Source organism: Bradyrhizobium sp. USDA 4473 (assembly GCF_054063335.1).
The window spans coordinates 5,366,755-5,387,033 of record NZ_JBSSGE010000001.1 but is presented as its reverse complement, the minus strand read 5'-3'; the positions used below and the strand labels follow the sequence as shown (position 1 = coordinate 5,387,033).

The following is a 20,279-nucleotide window of genomic DNA, read 5'->3' as shown; positions in this document are numbered from 1 at the left end:
CGCCAACGAGCGCACTTGCCCTTCCTTGCTGATGTCCCGCCTGCCTCGGCGCCTTCGCGGATTCTCGGACCGCGGCTTTTGGCGTTGTCAGGAAACGGGTGGGATCGGACGTCGTCCAACCACACACTATGGCGAGATCGAATTTGCCCAGGGATTCTGCCATGTCCGCCGATACGCCGCCTCGCCTGCCAAGCACCTTCAATCGCCTGGCCTGGTCCAACCTCGCCGCGCAATCGGCCGAGCAGATCGCGCTTGCCGCCGCGCCGATCGTCGCCGTGCTGGTGCTCGGCGTCGGCGAAGGCCAGACCGGCCTGTTGCAGACCGCGCTGACGCTGCCCTTCATCCTGTTTGCGATTCCGGCCGGCCTGTTGGCCGACCGTGTGTCGCGGCGCTGGGTGATGGCGGGCTCCGAGGCGCTGCGTGCGGCGGCGCTGGCCGCGATCCTGCTGTTGCTCTGGCTCGGCCTGATGACCTTGCCGCTGCTTGCCGTGCTCGGCTTCATCGCCGTCTGCGGCACGGTCGCCTACAGCGTCGCGGCGCCGGCGCTGGTCCCGTCGCTGGTGACGTCACAGCAATTGCCCGCCGCCAATGCCCGCATCGAGCTCGCACGCACCGTCGCCTTCGCCAGCGGCCCCGCGCTCGGCGGCGTGCTGGTCGGCTGGGTCGGCGCCGCGCCCGCCTTCGGCTTCGCCGCGGCACTGTCGGCGATCGCGGTCGTGCTGCTCGCCGGCCTCTACGAGCCGGCGCGCCAGCCCGCCCCGCGGCGTCATCCGATGCAGGACATCAAGGAAGGCGCTGTTTTCGTGATGCACCACGCCCTGCTGCGGCCGGTGTTCATCACCCAGTTCATCTTCAACACCGCGTCGTTCCTGCTGCTCGCCGTGTTCGTGCCCTATGCGGTGCGCCATCTCGGGCTCAGCGCCACCGGCGTCGGCACCACGCTTGCGATGTACGGCGTCGGCATGGTGGTCGGCGCGCTGTTCGCAACCCGGGTGATGAAGCGGCTGGCGTTCGGCACCGTGATCGGGCTCGGCCCGGTCACCGGCCTGGTCGCCTCGCTGGTGATGGCGCTGACCACCTGGATCGCGACGCCGCTGCTCGCGGGCCTCGGCTTCTTCCTGCTCGGCGTCGGCCCGATCCTCTGGGTGATCTCGACCACCACGCTGCGGCAATCGGTGACGCCGCCCTCGCTGCTCGGCCGCGTCTCGGCGATCAACATCATGAGCTACGGCGCCCGCCCGCTCGGCTCCGCGCTCGGCGCCGTCGTCGGTGGCCTCTACGGTGCCGAAGCCTGCCTCTACCTCGCGGCCGCGATCTTCGCCGCCCAGGCGCTGGTGATCCTGATGTCGCCCGCAGTGTCGCTGACGCGGCAGCCCGACATGGTCGGAGAGCCGGCACGGTGTTGAACAGCCCCTGCCCCCGCGTCATTGCGAGGAGCGAAGCGACGAAGCAATCCATTGCTCCACAAGCGGTGAAATGGATTGCTTCGCTTCGCTCGCAATGACGGGAAACGAGTCCGGCTAGCTCGCCAGGTACCGCTCATACTTGCCGCCGACCACCTCGTCGGCTGCAACGGCCGGATCCAGCGTGTAGAGATCCTGCGCGTGGCTGATGCCGCGCAGCACGAAGCGGCCGGTGGAGACCAGGTAGTTGCGGCCGGCGGCGTCGAGCCCGGTGCGGAAATCGCTCGAGGTCAGCAATTCCCGGTCGACCGACGCGCACATCGAGGCGATCCGGCTGACCTCGTTGACGGCGGGCCCGACCACGGTGAAATCCAGCCGGTCCTCGCTGCCGATATTGCCGTAAAACACCTGGCCGACGTGGAGCCCGACATAGGCTGTCGTGGTCGGACGTCCCTCGTTCTCGCGGCGATCGTTCAGCACGCGGATGTTGTGGCGGAATCTGTGCTCGGCCCGCAGCGCTGCGCGCTTGGCGCTCGCCAGGTTCTCGCTGGTGAACATCGCCAGCACGCCGTCGCCGATCAGCTTCAAGACCTCGCCGCCGGCGTCATGGATCGCGTCGATCGAGGCCTGCGCGTAGTCGTTGAGGAACGGGATGATCTCGTCGGGCCCGATGCGCTCGCTGATCGCGGTCGAGCCGCGCACGTCGGAATACCACAGCACGGCCTTGATCTTCTCGGTGATGCCGCGCTGCATGCGCCCGCGCAGCACCTGCTCCGCCGTCTCGCGTCCGAGATAGACCCGGCCGAGCGTGCGGGCGATCTCGACCTGAGCAGCCGACTTGATCGCGAGTCCGAGCACCGGCACCAGATCGCGCAGCGCCGCCATGTGATCGTCGCTGAACCCGTCCGAATGGCGCGTGGTGTAGTAGGAATAGAAGCAGTCCATCTCGCCGATCGTGCCGGCCTCGCCGAACCGGTGGACGAACGCCGCGAAATGCTTGTGGCCCTTCTCGGCCAGCTCGCCGATCATCGAGAAATCATGGTTCTCGGCGAGATCGATCACCATCTCGTCATGGCCGTTTTCGAGCATGTGATGGAACGCCGACCGCCGCCAGGTCTGACTGGCCTCGCCGCTGCTGGTCGAGCCGTATTCGAAGATGTCGGCCTCGTTGCTCTCGCCGTCGTTCCAGCGGAAGCCGCGCCCCTCGAAGATCGGATGCAGGGTGTCGATGAAGACGATCGCCCGCGACAGCGGCATGCCGGCCGCCCGGCAGCGCTCGCAGAAGCCGCGCAACAGGTCGTTTTCCGGCAGGCCGGTGAGGCCCTGGCGGACCAGCCAATTCATCAGGCGCAAGCGGGGCGTCAGTTCCATCAGTGGATTATGCCGGGCAATCGGTGCGGGAGGAAGGGCTCGTCGTCGCGTGACAGATGCGAACGCCCATGCGGCATTGCAGGGCCGCCTCGCCTCGCCATTTCACAGGGAACAGCGCGCCGATTCGGCTTTCCTTTGCCCCGCCCTTCGCGCACAAGGGCGCATGGACAACGACCGCGACGAGCCCAATCCGATCCGACGCCTCGTGCATTGGGCGATCACCCCGCCGCAATCCTATGGCGTGTATCTGGCCGGCATCATCCTGGTGTACGCCCTGTCGTTCTACGCCGGCACGATGAAGCCGAAGCACGTCCCCGCCGCGCCGGTGAGCGCGCCGTCCGCTCCGCACAGCTGATCGGGCGGTAACAAGGCCGCTCAGTCATAAAACTCCGGCGACAGCTTCAGCCCGTCGCGCTGCACCTTGTCGTGGTTGATCCAGAGCTGCGCTTTCTCTTTCGTCAGCGTGTCCGCGATCTTCTGCATCGAGGCCAGCGTCTGCTCCTTGCTGGCATTCAGGCTCGGCACCCGTCGATTGTCCCAATTATCCCTGAAGTGAACGGCATCGCCGGTCAGCACGACCGCGCCGGTGTGCGGCAGCTTGACCAGCAGCGACTGGTGGCCGGGCGTGTGGCCCGGCGTCGACAGGATCGTCACGCTGCCGTCGCCGAACACGTCGCGGTCGCCCTCGAGCCTGGTGACGGGATGCTCGGGCTTGAGGCGCGGCGCATTGTTGGCGCCGGGCCATTCGTACTCGGCCTTCTGCACATACAGCATCGCGGCCGGAAACATTTCGACATTGCCGATGTGATCGGGATGGGTGTGCGAGACCGCCATCGCCTTGATGTCCGACGGCTTGACCCCGAGCTGGTCGAGCTGCGCGGCGAGCGTCTTCGGCCGCCGCCGGGTGACGGCCTTGGGGTCGGCGGGCGCAAGGCCGTTCGGCATCGCCGCGACCGCGTCGGGAATGCCGGTGTCCCACAGGAACCAGCCCTGCGCGTGCTTGATCAAGTAGCAATTGTCGACGAAGTCCATCGACTTGCCTTCGTTCACGCCGGGCGACCAGCGCGAAATGTCGCCGGCAACGCCTTCACCGCAGTTGAGGATGTAGAGCCGCTCGACGCCGGATTTCTCCGGCTGGGCGCCTGCGTGCGGCACAGCGCCCACCGCCCAGAGCAGCATCGCAAGACCGATTGCCTTCTTCACGTCGCCCTCCGCTGATCGCGCCGGTTGTCTGCATGCGCGGCCGCAATGTGCCGCCTCGTCGGCGGCCGTGGAAGACGCGGAGATGGGCCGGTCGATCAATTGAATGCGAGTGGATGGTGACGGCTAGACCATTTCCGCCGGTGCCAGCCGGCAGGTCTCGCTGCTGATCTCGACCTGCAACGTCGCGTGGTGAATGCTGAACCGCTCCGACAGCTCGGCGCAGACGCGATGCAGGAAGACGTCATCATGGCCGCCGGGCCGCACCAGGTGCGCGGTCAACGCGGTCTCGCTGGTGCTCATCGCCCAGATGTGCAGGTCGTGCACCTCGGTGACGCCCTCGAGCGCGGCGAGATAGTCCCGCACCCGCTTGAGATCGATCCCCCTCGGCACCGCGTCGAGCGCGAGATTGACGCTGTCGCGGGCAAGCTCCCAGCCGCTCAGCAGCACGACGGCGGCGATCACCAGGCTGATCGCCGGATCGAGCCACTGCCAGCCGGTCGCCATGATCAAGAGCGCGGCGACCACGACGCCGAGCGAGACGCCGGCATCTGCCGCCATGTGCAGATAGGCGCCGCGGACGTTGAGGTCGCTGTCGCGGCCGCGCATGAACAGCAGCGCGGTGCCGCCATTGATCAGGATGCCGAGCGCCGCGACCCAGACCACGGTCCAGCTCGCGACCTCCGCCGGCTCGCGGAAGCGGTTGATCGCCTCGACCGCGATGCCGCCGACCGCGATCAAGAGCAGCCCGGCATTGAACAGCGCCGCCAGGATCGAGGCGCGGCGATAGCCATAGGTGTGGGTGTCGGTCGGACGCCGGCCGGCGAGCCACGCCCCGGCCCAGGCCAACAGCAGCGCGATGACGTCGGAGAGATTGTGGACGGCATCCGAGACCAGCGCCAGCGAGTTGGCGGAGTAGCCGAAGATCAGCTCCGCAATGACGAAGGCGGTGTTGAGCGACGCGCCGATCGCGAACGCCGTGCCGAAGCTGTCGGGCGCGTGGCTGTGCCCGGCGTGAGAGTGCCCTGCATGGGAATGGTCGTGAGAATGACCGCTGTGGTCGTGACTGTGATTGTGCGCCATGGCAACCGTCGCCCGAGATCGTCGGCGACGGTTATAGCGCGGTGAAATGTGGATACTATCACACCGCGGCAGGGCCGTAGCCCGGATGGAGCGCAGCGCAATCCGGGATCATTGCCACGTGTGACAGCGGCCCCGGATTTCACTTCGCTCCATCCGGGCTACCAAACGTTTACTCCACGCCGCGATTGAACTTGTTCGACTTCGGCAGGCCATGGGCAAGCCGGCCGGCATCGGCGCGGTTGCCGCGCCAGTCGGCCAGTTCCTTCATGGTCATGCTATGCTCGCGGCCGGCGGAGTCCTTCCAGGTCAGGCCGGTCTTGGAGTCGAACACCGCGACGTCGGACAGCGAGGCGCTGGTGTATTTCTGCAAGCGCACGCCGCGGCCGCGCGCCATCTCCGGCACCTGGTCGAGACCGAACAGCACCATTTTGTGGTTGGTGCCGATCACCGCGACGGTGTCGCCGTTGACGGTCGTGATCGCGCGGGCCTCGTTCGGCATCTCGACATTGAGCACCTGCTTGCCCTTGCGGGTGTTGCCGACGCAGTCCTCTTCCTTGACGACGAAGCCCTGGCCCTCGCTGCTCGCGATCAGGAACTTGCGCTCGCCCTTGTTGACGAACAGCGAGATGATCGCGGCGTCCTGCTCGAGGTCGATGAACATGCGGATCGGCTCGCCATGGCCGCGGCCGCCCGGCAGCTTGGCCACGTCGAGCGAGTAGAACTTGCCGTTGGTGGCGAACAGCAGCAGCTTCGAGGTGGTCTCGGCGAAGAACGAGTGCTCGAGCTTGTCGTCGGTCTTGAAGGCGAGCCCCGAGAGGTCCTCGACATGGCCCTTCAGCGTCCGCACCCAGCCCTTCTCCGAGATCACGACGGTGCACGGCTCGCGCTCGACGAGAGCTTCCTCGATCGCCGCAAGATCGTGCTCGGGCGCATCGGCGAAGGTAGTGCGGCGCTTGCCGAGCGGCGTCTTCGGTCCGAAGATGTCGCGGACCTTGCGCACCTGATCGCCGACCTTGGCCCACTGCTCGGGCTCGGAGGCGAGCAGGCCCTCGATCCCCTTCAGCTCCTTCCGCAACTCCTTGTCCTCGGTGCGGATCTCCATCTCCTCCAGGCGGCGCAAATTGCGCAGGCGCATGTTGAGGATGGCTTCGGCCTGGATCTCCGACAGCTTGAAGGTCTTGATCAGGACCGGCTTCGGCTCGTCCTCGGTGCGGATGATCTTGATCACCTTGTCGAGGTTCAGATAGGCGACGAGATGGCCGCCCAGGATTTCGAGCCGGTGCTCGATCTGGCCCTTGCGGAAGTTGGAGCGGCGCACCAGCACGTCGCGCAGATGGTCGAGCCATTCGCGCAGGCACTCGGCCAAGCCGACCACCTTCGGGATGCGGCCCTTGATCAGCACGTTGAGGTTCAGCGAGATCTTGCTTTCCAGCTCGGTCAGCCGGAACAGCGACTCCATCATCAGCGCCGGATCGACGGTGCGCGATTTCGGCTCGAGCACGATCCGGACGTCTTCGGCCGACTCGTCGCGGATGTCGGCGACCAGCGGCAGCTTCTTCTCATTGATGAGCTCGGCGACCTTCTCGACGATCCGCGACTTCTGCACCAGCCACGGGATCTCGGTGACGATGACCACCCAGCTGCCGCGGGCGCCCTCTTCCACGCTCCAGCGCGAACGGGTGCGGAACGAGCCGCGCCCCGTGGTGTAGGCCTCGATGATCGATTCCTTGGAATCGACCACGATGCCGCCGGTCGGGAAGTCCGGACCTTTGACCCATTTCAAAAGCGCCTTCGACTTGGCGTCGGGCTTCTCGATCAGGTGCAGCGCGGCGTCGCAGAGCTCGGCCGCGTTGTGCGGCGGGATCGAGGTCGCCATGCCGACCGCAATGCCCTGCGCGCCGTTGGCGAGCAGGTTCGGGAAGCCGCCCGGCAGCACCCACCGGCTCCTTCGACTGGCCGTCGTAGTTGAGGCGGAATTCAACGCCGTCCTCGTCGATGCCGTCGAGCAAGAGCCGCGCAACCTCGGTCATGCGGGCTTCGGTGTAGCGGTAGGCCGCCGGATTATCGCCGTCGATGTTGCCGAAATTGCCCTGGCCGTCGACCAGCGGATAGCGCGAGGAGAAATCCTGCGCCAGCCGCACCATGGCGTCGTAGATCGCCTGGTCGCCGTGCGGATGGAACGAGCCCATCACGTCGCCGACGATCTTGGCCGACTTCTTGAATGCGGCGCGCGGGTCGAGCCCGAGCAGGTCCATGCCGTAAAGGATGCGCCGGTGCACCGGCTTCAGCCCGTCGCGGGCGTCCGGCAGCGCGCGATGCATGATGGTCGAGAGCGCATAGGCGAGATAGCGCTCCTCGAGCGCATCACGCAGCGGCACCTCGTGAATTTCGGCCGGCTTTTCCGGCGGTATCTGTCGTTTTCCCATGGGGAGGCGTTAAACCTTGGCGGTGAATCGGGCAAGCCGCGAATCGGCGGGAATTTAGGACCCGAATCGGCCTTACGGAACCGGCGTCCGGCTCCGCCGCCTGGTGACAGCGTTGATAAATCCGTCACGGGCATCGGAATGGCCCTGGCCGCGTGGCTCCAGCACATGGCGGAGCAGGAACAGGCCGGTGATCTGGAAGCCGTCGCGCAGGTCCTGGTCCGACCAGCTGTTGGCGCCGCCCTCGCCTTCGCGCAGGAACGCCGGCAACGGCAACAGCCGGTCGCGCCACGGCTCGCCGGCGCTGCGCGACACCGCGCCACCGGATTTCGGCGATACATAGATCAGGTCGGTGGTCTCGCCGGTGGCCGCGCAATTGTCGAGGTCGAGCCCGAAGCCGAGCTCGGTCAGCATCGCGAGCTCGAACCGGATCACGTGCACGGCGGCGACGCCAGTGTCGTCGAAGTCGTCGAGCGTCCCCTGCAGCATCTCGTAGATGTCTTCATGCGGATCGCGCTCCGGCAGCAGCCGGGCCAGCGCCGCCAGGTGCGTGACGCCATAGACCGCGTGCGATGACGCCAGCAGCGTCGCCGCCCGCAGTCGCGTGCCCTCCAGCGCGTACATGCCGAGATGCTCGTCGAGCCGCGCCCGCCATACCGCGGTGACGCTGTTGCCGGGTTGCAGCAGCGGCCGCATCCGCGAGCCGGCGCCGCCGCGCACCAGGCCGAGATGGCGGCCGTGCTCGCGCGTCAACAGCTCGACGATGGCGGAGGATTCGCCATGCCGCCGCACGCCCAGCACGATGCCTTCGTCGGTCCATTCCATGGTCGGAAGTCTATCAGGATTCCGAGGGTGGACGCAGCGATCTCGACACGTCATTCCGGGGCGATGCGAAGCATCGAACCCTCAGGTGCGCAACTGCGCACCGAGAATCTCGAGATTCCGGGTTCGGTCCTGCGGACCGCCCCGGAATGACAGCGGAACCCCTACGCGTTGAACCAGCCCTGCGCGTCGCCGGTGAAGGAGTAATACAGCCCGGCCGCGGTGAGGATGCAGGACACGATCTCGATCGCGCTGTCAATCTCCAGGCCCTTGTCGCCGATCACCTGCACCAGCGAGATCGCCGACAGCACCAGCATCGCGGCCAGCGCCCAGCGCGGCCAGTTCTTGCGATGTCGCGCGGCGAGCCGGACGAAATACATCAGGAGCAGGATCATGCAGCCGGCGGTCAGCGTCTCGCCCATGATCATCTGATCGGTTCTGACATCGGTCGGCGTGCGGTCCTGGAACGCCACCGACAACGCGTCGAGCGTCAGCGACAGATAGAGCAGCACTTCGAACCACAGCACGTTCCTGGGCACGTTCATCGCTTGGGGCACGTCCATTAGCAAACGCCGGCTCTATTCCTTGGGGAAGTCCAGTCCCATTTCCTTGTAGCGATCGGGATCGTCGCCCCAGTTCTCGCGCACCTTGACGAACAGGAACAGATGCACCGGCACGCCCATGATCTCGGCGATCTCGGCGCGGGCCTGCGCGCCGATCGACTTGATGGTGGCGCCCCCCTTGCCGAGCACGATCTTGCGCTGGCTTTCGCGCTCGACGAAGATCGTCTGCTCGATGCGGATCGACTTGTCCTTGCGGTCGGTCCAGCTGTCGGTCTCGACCGTCGACTGATACGGCAGTTCCTGATGCAGATGGCTGTAGATCTTCTCGCGGGTGATCTCGGCCGCGAGATGGCGCATCGGCGCATCCGACATCTGGTCCTCGGGATAAAGGAACGGCCCGGCGGGCACCATCCTGGCCAGCGTCCGGCGCAGATCGTCGACGCCGTCGCCCGACAGCGCCGAGATCATGAAGGTGTGCTCGAAGCGCATCCGCTCGTTGGCGGCCTGCGCCAGCGCCAAGAGCTTCTCGCGCTGCACGAGATCGACCTTGTTCAGCACCAGGATCTTCGGATGCGCGACGCTCTCGAGCTTGGCCAGGATCGCATTGGCCTCCTCGTCGATGCCCGACTTGGCGTCGAGCAGCACGCAGACGAGGTCGGCGTCGTGGGCGCCGCTCCAGGCGGTCGACACCATGGCGCGGTCGAGCCGGCGGCGCGGCGCGAAGATGCCGGGCGTGTCGACCAGGATGATCTGTGCGTTGTCCTCGATCACGATGCCGCGGATCAGCGCCCGGGTGGTCTGCACCTTGCGCGAGACGATGGTGACCTTGGAGCCCACCAGCGCGTTGACCAGCGTCGACTTGCCGACATTGGGCGCGCCGATCAGCGCGACGAAGCCGCAGCGCGTCGTATCGCCCTGTGCCTCCGCCTGTTCTTTGGCTTCGTCAGTCATTGGTGCCGACGCCTTCGCGCTCGATCATCGCGGATGCTGCTGCCTTCTCGGCCGCGCGCTTGTTGCCGCCGAGGCCCTCGGCGGAAGCCAGGCCCGGCAGGTCGACCGCAACGCGGAATTGCGGATCGTGGTGCGGGCCGGTGCGTTCGACCTCGCGATAGACCGGCGTCGGCAATCCCTTGCCCTGCGCCCATTCCTGCAACACGGTCTTGGGATCGCGCAGCGGCCGGCGCAGCTTGTGCATCCGTTCGGTCCAGTTGCGCTCGACGAACTGGCGCGCCGCCTCGTAGCCGCCGTCGAGGAAGATCGCCCCGATCACCGCCTCGCAGATATCGCCGAGCACGGATTTGCGCAGCCGCGCGCCCTCGACCGCCTTCACCATGCCGAGCTTGATGTCCTCGAGCAGCCCGAGCGACTTGGCGACGTCGGCGCAGCTCTCCTTGCGCACGAGGTCGGCGAGCCGCTTCGACAATTCGCCCTCGTCGGCCTTCGGGAACGCCCGGAACAGCATGTCGGAGACGATCAGCCCGAGCACGTGGTCGCCGAGGAATTCCAGCCGCTGGTAGCTGTCGGCGCGGTTGCGGGTGGCGGGCTTCAGCGCCGAGACGTGGGTGAACGCGGTGGTCAGCAGCACGGGATCCGCGAACGTGTAGCCGATGCGCGCCTCGGTGCCCGCGATCGCGGCCTTGGCCTCGGCGGCCTTGACCGCCTTGCTGCGCCGCTTCTTCGGCGCGGCTGTGCTGTCGGCGGCAGGCGTCTGGCTCGGCTCGCCGGGCGGCGCTTGATCGTTGATGGCTGCGGTATCGTCGTTCATCGCACGATGGAGAATAGGCGATTCCACCGCACCGCGAACGGCCAGCGCCAGATCATCCAGGCCTGCTCACCCTCGGCGATCGAGAAGAAGATCATCTGGGCCCGCCCGATGATGTTCTCGAACGGCACGTAGCCGACCTGCGACAGGAAGCGGCTGTCGGTGGAGTTGTCGCGGTTGTCGCCCATCATGAAGAAATGCCCGGGCGGAACGGTGTAGACGATGGTGTTGTCCATGTAGCTGTTGTCTTGGCAGTCCAGCGCCTCATAGCTGACGCCGTTCGGCAGCGTCTCCTTCCAGCGTTTGACGTGGGTCGCGGCATCGCCGGAGCCGCAGGGGTCCTCGCCGACGTAATCGCTCAGCCGCTCCCGCTTGACCGGCTCGTCGTTGATGTAGAGCAGCCCGTTCTTGACCTCGATGCGGTCGCCCGGCAGGCCGATGACGCGCTTGATGTAGTCGGTGGAGTCATCGCGCGGCAGGCGGAACACCACGATGTCGCCGCGGTTCGGCTCCGAGCCGAAGATGCGGCCGGAGAAGATGTTCGGCGAGAACGGGATCGAATAGTGGCTGTAGCCGTAGGAATATTTCGAGACGAACAGATAGTCGCCGACCAAGAGCGTCGCCTTCATCGACCCCGAGGGGATGTTGAACGGCTGGAACAGGAAGGTGCGGATCACGAGCGCGATCAGAAGGGCATGGATGACGACGCGGATGGTTTCGCCCAAGCCGCTTTCAGATTTGGTCCCGGTGGTCACGCTCATTGCTTTCCCAATTCCCGTGGGCCTTGATGTCCACGCGGTGGCAGAACGTTCTCTTCGCGCGAAGCGCTCGGCCCTCGCGTGAGGAAAATGGCCTTGATTCTGATCTTGAGGGCAAATTCCGGCCTGAGCCCGGAATCCGCGTCTCGCTCGATATACCCTGCGGCGTTTTAGACGGTTGTTCGCAGGGGCGCAATCAATCGCCGCGTCAAAACTTCGCAATTCATTGAAATGTCAATGATTTCAGGGTTTGCTGAAGTTTTCCGGCAAAATTCCGGCGCCGCCGGTTCATCTGGCCGCGGCAACCGCCGAAATTATGACGAAGGCCTGCGCCAGCGGCCAATCGTCCGTGATCGACAGGTCGATCTGGGCCTGCATACCTTCGGGCGTCAGTTCCTGGAGCCGGGCCAGCGCCCCGCCGGTCAGCCGCATCGACGGCCGCCCACCCGGCAGGTTCACCACGCCCATGTCCTTCCACCACACCCCGCGCCGGATACCGGTGCCGAGCGCCTTGGAGCAAGCCTCCTTGGCGGCGAAGCGCTTGGCGTAGGTCGCGACCACCATCTTCTCGTTGTTGACGCGGCGCATCGCCTTGGCGCGCTCGGCGTCGGTGAAGATGCGATCGAGGAAGCGTTCGCCGTGGCGCTCGATCACCTTCGCGACCCGGGTGATGTCGATCAGATCGGAGCCGATGCCGATGATCATGCGCCGACCGCACCCGCCTTGGCGCGGCCGCGGTCCATCGCCGCCCGCATCTCGCGCACTGTCTCGGCGATGCCGACGAACAACGCCTCGCCCATCATGAAATAGCCGATGTTCAGCTCACGGATCTCGGGCAGCGCGGAGATCGTCTGCGCGGTCTCGTAGTCGAGCCCGTGCCCGGCATGGACCTCGAGCCCGGCCGCCTGCGCGAGCCGTGCGCCGGCCACGATCCGGGTCCACTCGGCCTCCGCCTTGTCCTTGTGGCCGTCGACCACGGCGTCGCACCAGCCGCCGGTGTGGATCTCGATGACCGGCGCCTTCAGCTTCGCGGCCATCTCGATCTGCCTGGGATCGGCGGCAATGAACAGCGAGACCCGGATGCCGGCGTCATTGAGCCGTGCGATGAACGGCGCCAGCGCGTTGTGCTGGCCAACCACGTCGAGGCCGCCTTCGGTGGTGAGTTCCTGGCGCCGTTCCGGCACCAGGCAAACCGCGTGCGGCTTGGTGGCGAGCGAAATCCGCATCATGTCGTCGGTCGCCGCCATCTCGAAATTCAGCGGCTTGGAGATCTCGGCCTTGAGCCGCGCCATGTCCTCGTCGCGGATGTGGCGGCGATCCTCGCGCAGATGCGCGGTGATTCCGTCGGCGCCGGCTGTGATCGCGGCAAGCGCCAGCCGCACCGGATCGGGCCGCGCCCCGCCGCGCGCGTTGCGCAGGGTCGCGACGTGATCGACATTGATACCAAGACGGAGCGGAGGAGCGTTCGACATTTTCTGACCTGCAAATCTAGTCGTGTCATGCGCGCGCGGGAGCCGCGCACCCATCTTCAGCCATTGACGCGCTCGACCCGTGCGACGACGGCCTTGGCGCGCAGCTGCGCGATGATAGCGCTGAGATGCTTGAGGTCATAGACCTCAAGATCGATGGTCAGCTCGGTGAAATCAGGCGATTGCCGCGACATGTGGATGTTGTCGATATTGCCGTCATGCTCGGCGATTACGGTCGCGATCTGGGCGAGGCTGCCTGGCTCGTTGACGTTATGGACCAGGATGCGCGCCGGGAAGCGCTGCGGCATGGTCTCGTCGATGTCCCAGCGCACGTCGAGCCAGCGCTCCGGCTCCTCCTCGAAATCCTTCAACGCCGGCGACTGGATCGGATAGATCGTGATCCCCTCGCCCGGCGTGACGATGCCGACGATCCGGTCGCCCGGCACCGCGCCGCCGTTCGGCGCGAACTTCACCGGCAGGTCGGAATTGATGCCGCGCACCGGGATCACCGAGGTGGCGCGCGCCGGATGCGGCGGATTCTGCGTCTTCAGCTTGGCGGCGAGCCCCTTCTTGGCGCCGTAGCGCACCAGCCGCTCTTCCTTGTAGTCGGGATACATCGCGCGCGCGACGTCGGACGCCTTGATCTCGCCGCGGCCGACCGAGGCCATCACCTCCTCGATCGAGCTGCGCGCGAGCCGCGGCAACGCGCCCTTCAGCTTGTCGTCGGCATATTCGATCTTGGCGCGGGCAAACAGGCGGTCGACGATGCGGCGGCCGAGACCGGCATACTGGTCGCGCACCGCATCGCGGGTGGCACGGCGGATCGCGGCGCGCGCCTTGCCGGTGCGGGCGAGCGCCTCCCAGGCCGACGGCGGCGCCGACTGCGCCTTCGAGGTCAAGACCTCGACCTCGTCGCCGTTCTGCAGCTCGGAGGACAGCGGCGCGAACTTGCCGTTGATCTTGCAGCCGACCGCGCTGTTGCCGACACCAGTGTGCACCGCATAGGCGAAATCGATCACGTTGGCGTTGCGCGGCAGCGCGATCAGCTTGCCCTTCGGGGTGAAGCAGAACACCTGGTCGTGGAACAGCTCGAGCTTGGTGTGCTCCAGGAACTCCTCCGGATTGGAGCTCTCGGAGAGGATGCCGATGGTGTGGCGCAGCCAGGCGAAGGCGTTGGACTCATGTTTCAGCCGCTCATGCGGCGAGCCTGCCCCCTCCTTGTAGAAGGCATGCGCGGCGATGCCGAACTCGGCGATCTGGTTCATCTCCTCGGTGCGGATCTGCAATTCGACGCGCTGCTTGCCCGGCCCGATCACCGTGGTGTGGATCGACCGGTAGTCGTTCTGCTTCGGGGTCGAGATGTAGTCCTTGAAGCGGCCCGGCACCACCGGCCAGGTGGTGTGGACGATGCCGAGCGCGCGGTAGCAGGCGCCGACGTCGTCGAGGATGATGCGGAAGCCGTAGATGTCGGACAGCTGCTCGAACCCGACCGACTTGCGCTCCATCTTGGTCCAGATCGAAAACGGCTGCTTGCGGCGGCCGAACACCCGCGCGGTGATGCCGTTGTTCTGCAGGTTCTTGGAGAGCTGGGTTTCGATCTCGCCGATCAGATTGCGGTTGCGCTCGGCCAGTGAATCGAGCCGCTGCTTGACCACCGCATAGGCCTCGGGGTCGAGCACGAAGAACGACAGGTCCTCGAGCTCCTCGCGCATCTCCTGCATACCCATGCGGCCGGCCAGCGGCGCATAGATATCCAGCGTCTCCTCGGCGATGCGGCGGCGCGAGGCCGGCGGCATGAATTCCATGGTCCGCATGTTGTGCAGGCGATCGGCGAGCTTGATCAGCAGCACGCGGACGTCGTCGGCGATCGCCAGCAGCAGCTTGCGCAGATTCTCGGCCTGCTTGGCCTCGCGCGACACCAGTTCCAGCCGCTTCAGCTTGGTGAGGCCTTCGACCAGTGCGCCGATCTCGTGGCCGAACACATGGTCGATCTCGGCCCGCGTCGCTTCGGTGTCCTCGATCGTGTCATGCAGCAGCGCCGCCACGATCGTGGCGTCATCGAGCTTGAGGTTGGTGAGGATCGCGGCGACTTCGAGCGGATGCGAGAAATAGGGATCGCCGGAGGCACGCGTCTGGGTGCCGTGCGCCTTCATGGCGTAGACATAGGCGCGGTTGAGCAGGTCTTCGTTGGTGTCGGGGTTGTAGGAACGGACGCGCTCGACGAGGTCATATTGTCGCATCATGCGCGTTCGCGGCTTGGCCGGCCGCTCCGCCGCGGACGACGCCGGCGCCACCGCGACCGTTTCGGTTGCAGCCTGCATCTGGATGGAACTGCGGCGTCGATACGCCATGAACTCGCTGCCTCTCGCGCGGGACCGGATGTCCCCTGTTCCTCAATCTAGTGCGCTTTTGAATGAAGCTGCACCCCGCGCGGGCCCCGGAACCATTCAAATTCCCGCGCCCGCATAGGACGCACCGTAACAGCGAAATTGTCAACAAAAGCAAAGGCCCGGAGCAATGTCCGGGCCTTTTTCAAATCCGTTCGAAACGAAGAGCTGAACGACGCGCCTACTCGTCTTCCTCGGGCTGCTCTTCCGGGGGCGCGAGCCCCTCGAGGCCCTTCAGCAGCTCTTCCTCGGTCATCCGCTCGACCGCGACCTCGGTGTCGTCGGCATCGACGCTGGCCCCGGCGGAGCCGATCAGCGGCACCGTGTCCGGCTCGGGCTCGTCGACCTCGACGAACTTCTGCAGGGAGTGCACCAGTTCCTCCTTGAGGTCTTCCGGCGAGATCGTCGAATCGGCAATCTCCCGCAACGAAACGACCGGGTTCTTGTCATTATCGCGATCAACCGTGAGTTGCGACCCCGACGAGATCATCCGGGCGCGATGCGCAGCCAACAGGACGAGGTCGAAACGATTGTCGACCTTATCAATGCAATCTTCGACGGTGACGCGAGCCATCTCGAGGCGCTCCGTGGTAAAAGGGATCGAACATGTAGGTTATGAGGGTTAGTTATAGGGCTGGTCCCGGTTTCGCAAGGTAAAATTTGTGATTTGCCTTCCCAACTGGCTCTGATAACCCGGTCTGCCGGGGCCAGAAGGGCCGGAGCGTCTGACGACATGGCTTGGTTGCTGTCCCGGACAAGTAAATCTCTCGATTGCAATGTCAAAGGTCTAGGCTTTTTGCCCTCGCCTCACCATAATTGCGGTGGTGACTGTCGTGGGGAAAGATTCACAGAACTTTAGGCAGCAGCGCCGGAAATTGCGCGCGGTTGATCACCGCCGCGCTAAGAACACTAACAACCACGCGAGAACACTTTGATGTCGTCACCTGTTTCCAACAAGATCGCGCTCTTCATCGACGGAGCCAATCTTTACGCCACCGCAAAGACGCTGGGCTTCGACATCGACTACAAGCGCCTTCTCAAGGAATTCCAGAGTCGCGGCACGCTGCTTCGCGCGTTCTACTACACGGCGATCATCGAGGATCAGGAGTACTCCTCGATTCGTCCGCTGATCGACTGGCTCGACTACAACGGCTACACCGTCGTCACCAAGGCGACCAAGGAATTCATCGACGCCAGCGGCCGCCGCAAGGTAAAGGGCAACATGGACATCGAGCTCGCGGTCGATGCCATGGAACTCGCCGAGCATATCGACCAGATGATCCTGTTTTCCGGCGATGGCGACTTCCGCTCGCTGGTCGAGGCCGTGCAGCGCCGCGGCGTTCGCGTCACCGTCATCTCGACGATTGCCAGCCAGCCGCCGATGATCGCCGACGAGCTGCGCCGCCAGGCCGACGTCTTCACCGATCTCGTCGAGCTGCAATCCAAGCTCGGCCGCGATCCGTCCGAACGTCCGGCCCCCCGCGAGCCCCGCGAACCGCGTCACCACTCCCCGCAATTCCTGCAGCGTGCGACCACCATGGCCCCACGGGGAGCCGATGACGATTTCGACGAGTAATCTCGTCACTGCTGCGACGCGACCCGACAGCAACTGTCAGCTCTGCCCAAGGCTGGCCGACTTCCGCGCAGAAGCCCGCACGCGCAACCCGGACTGGTTCAACTCGCCGGTGGACTCGTTCGGCGATCCGAATGCGCGGCTGCTGATCGTTGGCCTGGCGCCCGGCATGCAGGGCGCCAACCGCACCGGCCGTCCGTTCACCGGCGACTACGCCGGTGACCTGCTCTACGCGACCTTGCTCGAATACGGCTTCGCCAGCGGAGTCTATCAGGCGCGCCCGGACGACGGCATGAAGCTGGTCGACGCGCGGATCAGCAACGCGGTGCGCTGCGTGCCGCCGCAGAACAAGCCGCTGCCGGCCGAGATCAACACCTGCCGGCAATTCCTCCGCGCCACCATCGCGACGATGCCGAAGCTGCGCGCGATCGTGCTGCTTGGCCGAATCGCGCACGAATCAACATTGCGGGCGTTGGACATTCGCCTGGCCGCAGCGCCCTTTGTGCACGGCGCAGTGCATAGCAGAGGCAAATTCAAGCTCTACGACAGCTACCACTGCTCGCGCTACAACACGAACACCGGCGTGCTGACGACCGCTATGTTCCGGAAGGTGTTCGCGACCGTGCGCGAGGAACTCGGCTAGCGCGCTTTCCGGTATCCGCTTTGCGAAACGCAATCCGCAAATGTCGGGGACACCCTGCGCTATTTCGGAATAATAGAAGAATATCCCTGAGTTGCCCGACGTGTCAAGCTGCCTGGTCGAGCGCCGGCCGCGGCCGGCTCCTTTGCATGGGGTTGTTCCTCGGTATTTTGGCAACGCCCCGTGCGACGGCCCCCAGACTTCGTATCGCGCTAGTCCTTTCGCGGGTTGGCCTGCAGCCATTCCAGCACGTCGCCGGCGTTCCGGTCGGGCGGAAACACCGGATAGAACACGTGGCTGATGCGCGCGTCGTCGATCACAAGGGCGAGCCGCCTGATCAGGGTCAGGCCCGCGACCGCCATCGTCGGCAATCTCAGCGCGTGCGTCAGCTCCAGCGCTTCGTCCGACAGCACCGGAAACGGCAGATGCAGGCGCGAGGCCATCTCGGTCTGGTAGGCATTGCTTTGCGTCGACAGCCCGAACACCTGCGCGGCGCCGGCCGCCTTGAGCTCGGCGAACAGGTCGCGGAACGCGCAGGTCTGCGGCGTGCAGCCGCGCGCACCCGGGATCATGTCCCAATCATCGACCAGCCCGATCTTGCCGGGCTCGCCGGTTCGCGGATAGGCGAACACCACGGTGCGGCCCGTAAGCGTCGATAACGTCACCGACATGTCGTTGGTGGCCCGCAGGGTCACCGGCGGGATCGTCATGCCGACAAGATGCGCCGCGCCGCCATCGTCGGTCGGCGGGGGGATCTTGCTCCAGTCGACGTCGGTCAGGCTCGATTGCGTCATGTCCGGCTCCAAGAAGTGGCGAATGGCGAGTGGCGAATACGAATTGAAAAAGGATGTCCTTCCTGCCCTATTCGCCACTCGCCATTCGCTACTCGCTCTACCCGCGCGCCCGCATCAGGCGGCCCTTCTCGCGGCTCCAGTCGCGCTTTTTCTCGCTCTCGCGCTTGTCGTGCAGCTTCTTGCCCTTGGCGACCGCGAGCAGCAGTTTGGCACGGCCGCGCTCGTTGAAGTACAGCTTGAGCGGAATGAGCGTCATGCCCTCGCGGTCGACCGCGCCGAGCAGCTTGTTGATCTGCTTGCGGTGCAGCAGCAGTTTTCGCGGCCGCTTCGGCTCGTGGTTGAAGCGGTTGGCCTGCAGATATTCCGGGATATTGGCGTTGATCAGCCAGATCTCGCCGTCCTTGGAATCCGCATAGGATTCCGCGATCGTGCTCTTGCCGCTGCGGATTGACTTCACCTCGGTGCCGGTCAGCGAAATGCCGGCCTCGATGGTGTCCTCGATGGCGTAGTTGAAGCGGGCCTTTCGGTTCTCGGCGACAACCTTGATCGGGCGTTCGTTCTTCTCGGCCACTTTAGCTCTTCTTGAGGAGGTCGCGGATTTCCGTCAGCAGCACGACCTCGTCGGACGGCTTCGGCGGCTCGGCGGGCGCAGCCGCCTCCTTGCGCTTGAATTGGCTCATCAGGCGGATCACGATGAACAGCACGAAGGCGACGATCACGAAATTCACGATCAGCGTGATGAAATTGCCGTAAGCCAGCACCGCGCCCTGCTTCTTGGCATCGGCCAAATTGGTGGCGGTCACGTTCTTGGCGAGCGGGATGAAGTAGTTCGAGAAGTCGAGACCGCCGATCATGCCGACGATCGGCATGATGATGTCGCCGACCAGCGAGTTGACGATGGCGCCGAAGGCCGCGCCGATGATGACCGCAACGGCGAGGTCGACGACGTTACCCTTCATGGCGAAATCGCGGAATTCCTTCAGCATCCCGATCCCCTTCTGTTCGACGTTGCGCACGGTAGTGTTCACGGCGGTATGGTCCCGGTTCAGTTGATCAGGCCGGCATGCACCATGGCGCTGCGGACCGCCTGGCGGGTGGATTCGCTGACCGGCACCATCGGCAGGCGCAGCTTCTCGTCGAGCTTGCCGAGCAGCGACATCGCATATTTCACCGGCGCCGGGTTGCTCTCGATGAAGAGGTTGGTGTGCAGCGGCATCAGCTTGTCGTGGATCTTGAGCGCCGTGGTGACATCGCCCTTCTGCCAGGCGGTCTGGAATTCCGCGCACAGCCGCGGCGCGACGTTCGAGGTCACCGAGATGCAGCCATGGCCGCCATGGGCCATGTAGCCGATGATGGTGGCGTCCTCGCCGGACAGCTGGTTGAAGTCCTCGCCCATCGCGGCGCGCTGCTGCGAGACCCGCACCATGCTCGCGGTCGCGTCCTTGACGCCGGCGATGTTCTTCAGCTCGAACAGCCGCTTCATGGTGTCGACCGACATGTCGATCACCGAGCGCGGCGGAATGTTGTAGATGATGATCGGAATGCCGATCGCATCGTTGATCGCCTTGAAGTGCTGATACAGGCCTTCCTGGGTCGGCTTGTTGTAGTACGGCGTCACCACCAGCACGGCGTTGGCGCCGGCCTTCTCGGCATGCTCGGCGAGCTCGATCGCCTCCTTGGTCGAATTGGAGCCGGCGCCGGCGATCACGGGCACCCGGCCCTTGGCCTCCGCGATGCACCACTCGACCACCCGCTTGTGCTCGTCATGGCTCAGCGTCGGGCTCTCGCCGGTGGTGCCGACCGGCACCAGACCGTGGGTGCCTTCCGCGATCTGCCAGTTCACGAGACCGCGGAACGCCGCCTCATCGACCGCGCCGTTTTTGAAGGGCGTCACCAAGGCAGTGAATGATCCCCGGAATTTTGTCTTGGCTGCCATGGACTTCCTCCAAACGCTTCAGGCTAAAGGCTAGGTCGACGGACCCTTGTTGTTGTCGTGCTTCACGTCCGTGCAACCGGCACCCGGTTGTTGCG

The 20,279-nt window shown here is 65.3% G+C and carries 20 protein-coding genes and 1 pseudogene; 4 read left to right on the top strand and 17 right to left on the bottom strand.

What is annotated here, in order from left to right:
* The first annotated feature begins 161 nt into the window (after positions 1–161).
* A complete protein-coding gene (locus tag ACVW17_RS25380; RefSeq protein ID WP_456754422.1) occupies positions 162–1,406 on the top strand; it encodes an MFS transporter in 1,245 nt (414 codons plus the stop codon).
* A 114-nt stretch (positions 1,407–1,520) separates the two neighbouring features.
* Here the strand turns inward: ACVW17_RS25380 and ACVW17_RS25375 are convergent, their stop codons facing one another.
* Positions 1,521–2,774, bottom strand: coding sequence for an adenylate/guanylate cyclase domain-containing protein (locus tag ACVW17_RS25375; RefSeq protein WP_456754421.1), 1,254 nt, complete (start codon positions 2,772–2,774; stop codon positions 1,521–1,523).
* Between the two features lie 163 nt (positions 2,775–2,937).
* Here ACVW17_RS25375 and ACVW17_RS25370 point away from each other — a divergent pair, with 163 nt between their 5' ends.
* Positions 2,938–3,129, top strand: a complete 192-nt coding sequence (locus tag ACVW17_RS25370; protein ID WP_456754420.1) for a hypothetical protein — start codon at positions 2,938–2,940, stop codon at positions 3,127–3,129.
* Between the two features lie 20 nt (positions 3,130–3,149).
* On the opposite strand, the gene ACVW17_RS25365 is transcribed toward ACVW17_RS25370, so the two are convergent.
* The 12 genes and pseudogenes from ACVW17_RS25365 to rpoZ form a co-directional block, all read right to left on the bottom strand.
* On the bottom strand, positions 3,150–3,953 hold the full coding sequence (locus ACVW17_RS25365; RefSeq protein WP_456798993.1) for an N-acyl homoserine lactonase family protein: 804 nt from the start codon (positions 3,951–3,953) through the stop codon (positions 3,150–3,152).
* A 147-nt stretch (positions 3,954–4,100) separates the two neighbouring features.
* Entirely contained in the window at positions 4,101–5,057 is a 957-nt protein-coding gene (locus ACVW17_RS25360; RefSeq protein ID WP_456754419.1) for a cation diffusion facilitator family transporter, read from the bottom strand.
* Between the two features lie 169 nt (positions 5,058–5,226).
* Positions 5,227–7,483 (bottom strand): annotated as a pseudogene (gene parC / locus ACVW17_RS25355) (DNA topoisomerase IV subunit A).
* Between the two features lie 72 nt (positions 7,484–7,555).
* Positions 7,556–8,305 carry a DNA repair protein RecO gene (gene recO, locus ACVW17_RS25350; RefSeq protein WP_456754417.1) on the bottom strand — a complete coding sequence of 250 codons (750 nt, stop codon included), beginning with the start codon at positions 8,303–8,305 and terminating at the stop codon, positions 7,556–7,558.
* Between the two features lie 161 nt (positions 8,306–8,466).
* Entirely contained in the window at positions 8,467–8,847 is a 381-nt protein-coding gene (locus ACVW17_RS25345) for a hypothetical protein (RefSeq protein WP_456756528.1), read from the bottom strand.
* 33 nt (positions 8,848–8,880) lie between these two features.
* Positions 8,881–9,816, bottom strand: a complete 936-nt coding sequence (gene era, locus ACVW17_RS25340; RefSeq protein ID WP_456754416.1) for a GTPase Era — start codon at positions 9,814–9,816, stop codon at positions 8,881–8,883.
* Positions 9,809–10,630 carry a ribonuclease III gene (gene rnc / locus ACVW17_RS25335; RefSeq protein WP_456754415.1) on the bottom strand — a complete coding sequence of 274 codons (822 nt, stop codon included), beginning with the start codon at positions 10,628–10,630 and terminating at the stop codon, positions 9,809–9,811. Before rnc ends, era begins: the two co-directional genes overlap by 8 nt.
* Positions 10,627–11,388 carry a signal peptidase I gene (gene lepB / locus ACVW17_RS25330; RefSeq protein WP_456754414.1) on the bottom strand — a complete coding sequence of 254 codons (762 nt, stop codon included), beginning with the start codon at positions 11,386–11,388 and terminating at the stop codon, positions 10,627–10,629. The genes rnc and lepB overlap by 4 nt, the downstream gene beginning before the upstream one ends.
* A gap of 285 nt (positions 11,389–11,673) precedes the next feature.
* Entirely contained in the window at positions 11,674–12,090 is a 417-nt protein-coding gene (gene acpS / locus ACVW17_RS25325; protein ID WP_456754413.1) for a holo-ACP synthase, read from the bottom strand.
* On the bottom strand, positions 12,087–12,857 hold the full coding sequence (locus ACVW17_RS25320) for a pyridoxine 5'-phosphate synthase (RefSeq protein WP_456754412.1): 771 nt from the start codon (positions 12,855–12,857) through the stop codon (positions 12,087–12,089). The genes acpS and ACVW17_RS25320 overlap by 4 nt, the downstream gene beginning before the upstream one ends.
* A gap of 56 nt (positions 12,858–12,913) precedes the next feature.
* Complete coding sequence (locus ACVW17_RS25315; protein WP_456754411.1) at positions 12,914–15,205, bottom strand: RelA/SpoT family protein; 2,292 nt, start codon at positions 15,203–15,205, stop codon at positions 12,914–12,916.
* A gap of 217 nt (positions 15,206–15,422) precedes the next feature.
* Complete coding sequence (gene rpoZ, locus ACVW17_RS25310) at positions 15,423–15,815, bottom strand: DNA-directed RNA polymerase subunit omega (protein WP_016844003.1); 393 nt, start codon at positions 15,813–15,815, stop codon at positions 15,423–15,425.
* A 360-nt stretch (positions 15,816–16,175) separates the two neighbouring features.
* Here rpoZ and ACVW17_RS25305 point away from each other — a divergent pair, with 360 nt between their 5' ends.
* Both ACVW17_RS25305 and ACVW17_RS25300 read left to right on the top strand, forming a co-directional pair.
* Positions 16,176–16,817, top strand: coding sequence for a LabA-like NYN domain-containing protein (locus ACVW17_RS25305; RefSeq protein WP_050422617.1), 642 nt, complete (start codon positions 16,176–16,178; stop codon positions 16,815–16,817).
* A complete protein-coding gene (locus tag ACVW17_RS25300) occupies positions 16,798–17,457 on the top strand; it encodes a uracil-DNA glycosylase (RefSeq protein ID WP_456754410.1) in 660 nt (219 codons plus the stop codon). The genes ACVW17_RS25305 and ACVW17_RS25300 overlap by 20 nt, the downstream gene beginning before the upstream one ends.
* Positions 17,458–17,666: 209 nt before the next feature.
* Here the strand turns inward: ACVW17_RS25300 and ACVW17_RS25295 are convergent, their stop codons facing one another.
* The 4 genes from ACVW17_RS25295 to dapA form a co-directional block, all read right to left on the bottom strand.
* Positions 17,667–18,248, bottom strand: a complete 582-nt coding sequence (locus ACVW17_RS25295) for a peroxiredoxin (RefSeq protein WP_456754409.1) — start codon at positions 18,246–18,248, stop codon at positions 17,667–17,669.
* Between the two features lie 97 nt (positions 18,249–18,345).
* The gene (gene smpB / locus ACVW17_RS25290; RefSeq protein ID WP_212013348.1) at positions 18,346–18,819 is read right to left on the bottom strand and encodes an SsrA-binding protein SmpB; all 474 of its coding nucleotides are present in this window, start codon (positions 18,817–18,819) and stop codon (positions 18,346–18,348) included.
* A gap of 1 nt (position 18,820) precedes the next feature.
* A complete protein-coding gene (mscL, locus tag ACVW17_RS25285; protein WP_456756527.1) occupies positions 18,821–19,234 on the bottom strand; it encodes a large conductance mechanosensitive channel protein MscL in 414 nt (137 codons plus the stop codon).
* Positions 19,235–19,293: 59 nt separating this feature from the next.
* Positions 19,294–20,184, bottom strand: a complete 891-nt coding sequence (dapA, locus tag ACVW17_RS25280) for a 4-hydroxy-tetrahydrodipicolinate synthase (protein ID WP_456754408.1) — start codon at positions 20,182–20,184, stop codon at positions 19,294–19,296.
* Positions 20,185–20,279 lie beyond the last annotated feature (95 nt).

Bases quoted from the DNA above. Each gene is read 5' to 3' on its own strand.
- ACVW17_RS25380 (WP_456754422.1), top strand. From the start codon at position 162: ATGTCCGCCGATACGCCGCCTCGCCTGCCAAGCACCTTCAATCGCCTG.
- ACVW17_RS25375 (WP_456754421.1), bottom strand. From the start codon at position 2,774: ATGGAACTGACGCCCCGCTTGCGCCTGATGAATTGGCTGGTCCGCCAG.
- ACVW17_RS25370 (WP_456754420.1), top strand. From the start codon at position 2,938: ATGGACAACGACCGCGACGAGCCCAATCCGATCCGACGCCTCGTGCAT.
- ACVW17_RS25365 (WP_456798993.1), bottom strand. From the start codon at position 3,953: ATGCTGCTCTGGGCGGTGGGCGCTGTGCCGCACGCAGGCGCCCAGCCG.
- ACVW17_RS25360 (WP_456754419.1), bottom strand. From the start codon at position 5,057: ATGGCGCACAATCACAGTCACGACCACAGCGGTCATTCTCACGACCAT.
- recO (WP_456754417.1), bottom strand. From the start codon at position 8,305: ATGGAATGGACCGACGAAGGCATCGTGCTGGGCGTGCGGCGGCATGGC.
- ACVW17_RS25345 (WP_456756528.1), bottom strand. From the start codon at position 8,847: ATGAACGTGCCCAGGAACGTGCTGTGGTTCGAAGTGCTGCTCTATCTG.
- era (WP_456754416.1), bottom strand. From the start codon at position 9,816: ATGACTGACGAAGCCAAAGAACAGGCGGAGGCACAGGGCGATACGACG.
- rnc (WP_456754415.1), bottom strand. From the start codon at position 10,630: ATGAACGACGATACCGCAGCCATCAACGATCAAGCGCCGCCCGGCGAG.
- lepB (WP_456754414.1), bottom strand. From the start codon at position 11,388: ATGAGCGTGACCACCGGGACCAAATCTGAAAGCGGCTTGGGCGAAACC.
- acpS (WP_456754413.1), bottom strand. From the start codon at position 12,090: ATGATCATCGGCATCGGCTCCGATCTGATCGACATCACCCGGGTCGCG.
- ACVW17_RS25320 (WP_456754412.1), bottom strand. From the start codon at position 12,857: ATGTCGAACGCTCCTCCGCTCCGTCTTGGTATCAATGTCGATCACGTC.
- ACVW17_RS25315 (WP_456754411.1), bottom strand. From the start codon at position 15,205: ATGGCGTATCGACGCCGCAGTTCCATCCAGATGCAGGCTGCAACCGAA.
- rpoZ (WP_016844003.1), bottom strand. From the start codon at position 15,815: ATGGCTCGCGTCACCGTCGAAGATTGCATTGATAAGGTCGACAATCGT.
- ACVW17_RS25305 (WP_050422617.1), top strand. From the start codon at position 16,176: ATGTCGTCACCTGTTTCCAACAAGATCGCGCTCTTCATCGACGGAGCC.
- ACVW17_RS25300 (WP_456754410.1), top strand. From the start codon at position 16,798: ATGACGATTTCGACGAGTAATCTCGTCACTGCTGCGACGCGACCCGAC.
- ACVW17_RS25295 (WP_456754409.1), bottom strand. From the start codon at position 18,248: ATGACGCAATCGAGCCTGACCGACGTCGACTGGAGCAAGATCCCCCCG.
- mscL (WP_456756527.1), bottom strand. From the start codon at position 19,234: ATGCTGAAGGAATTCCGCGATTTCGCCATGAAGGGTAACGTCGTCGAC.
- dapA (WP_456754408.1), bottom strand. From the start codon at position 20,184: ATGGCAGCCAAGACAAAATTCCGGGGATCATTCACTGCCTTGGTGACG.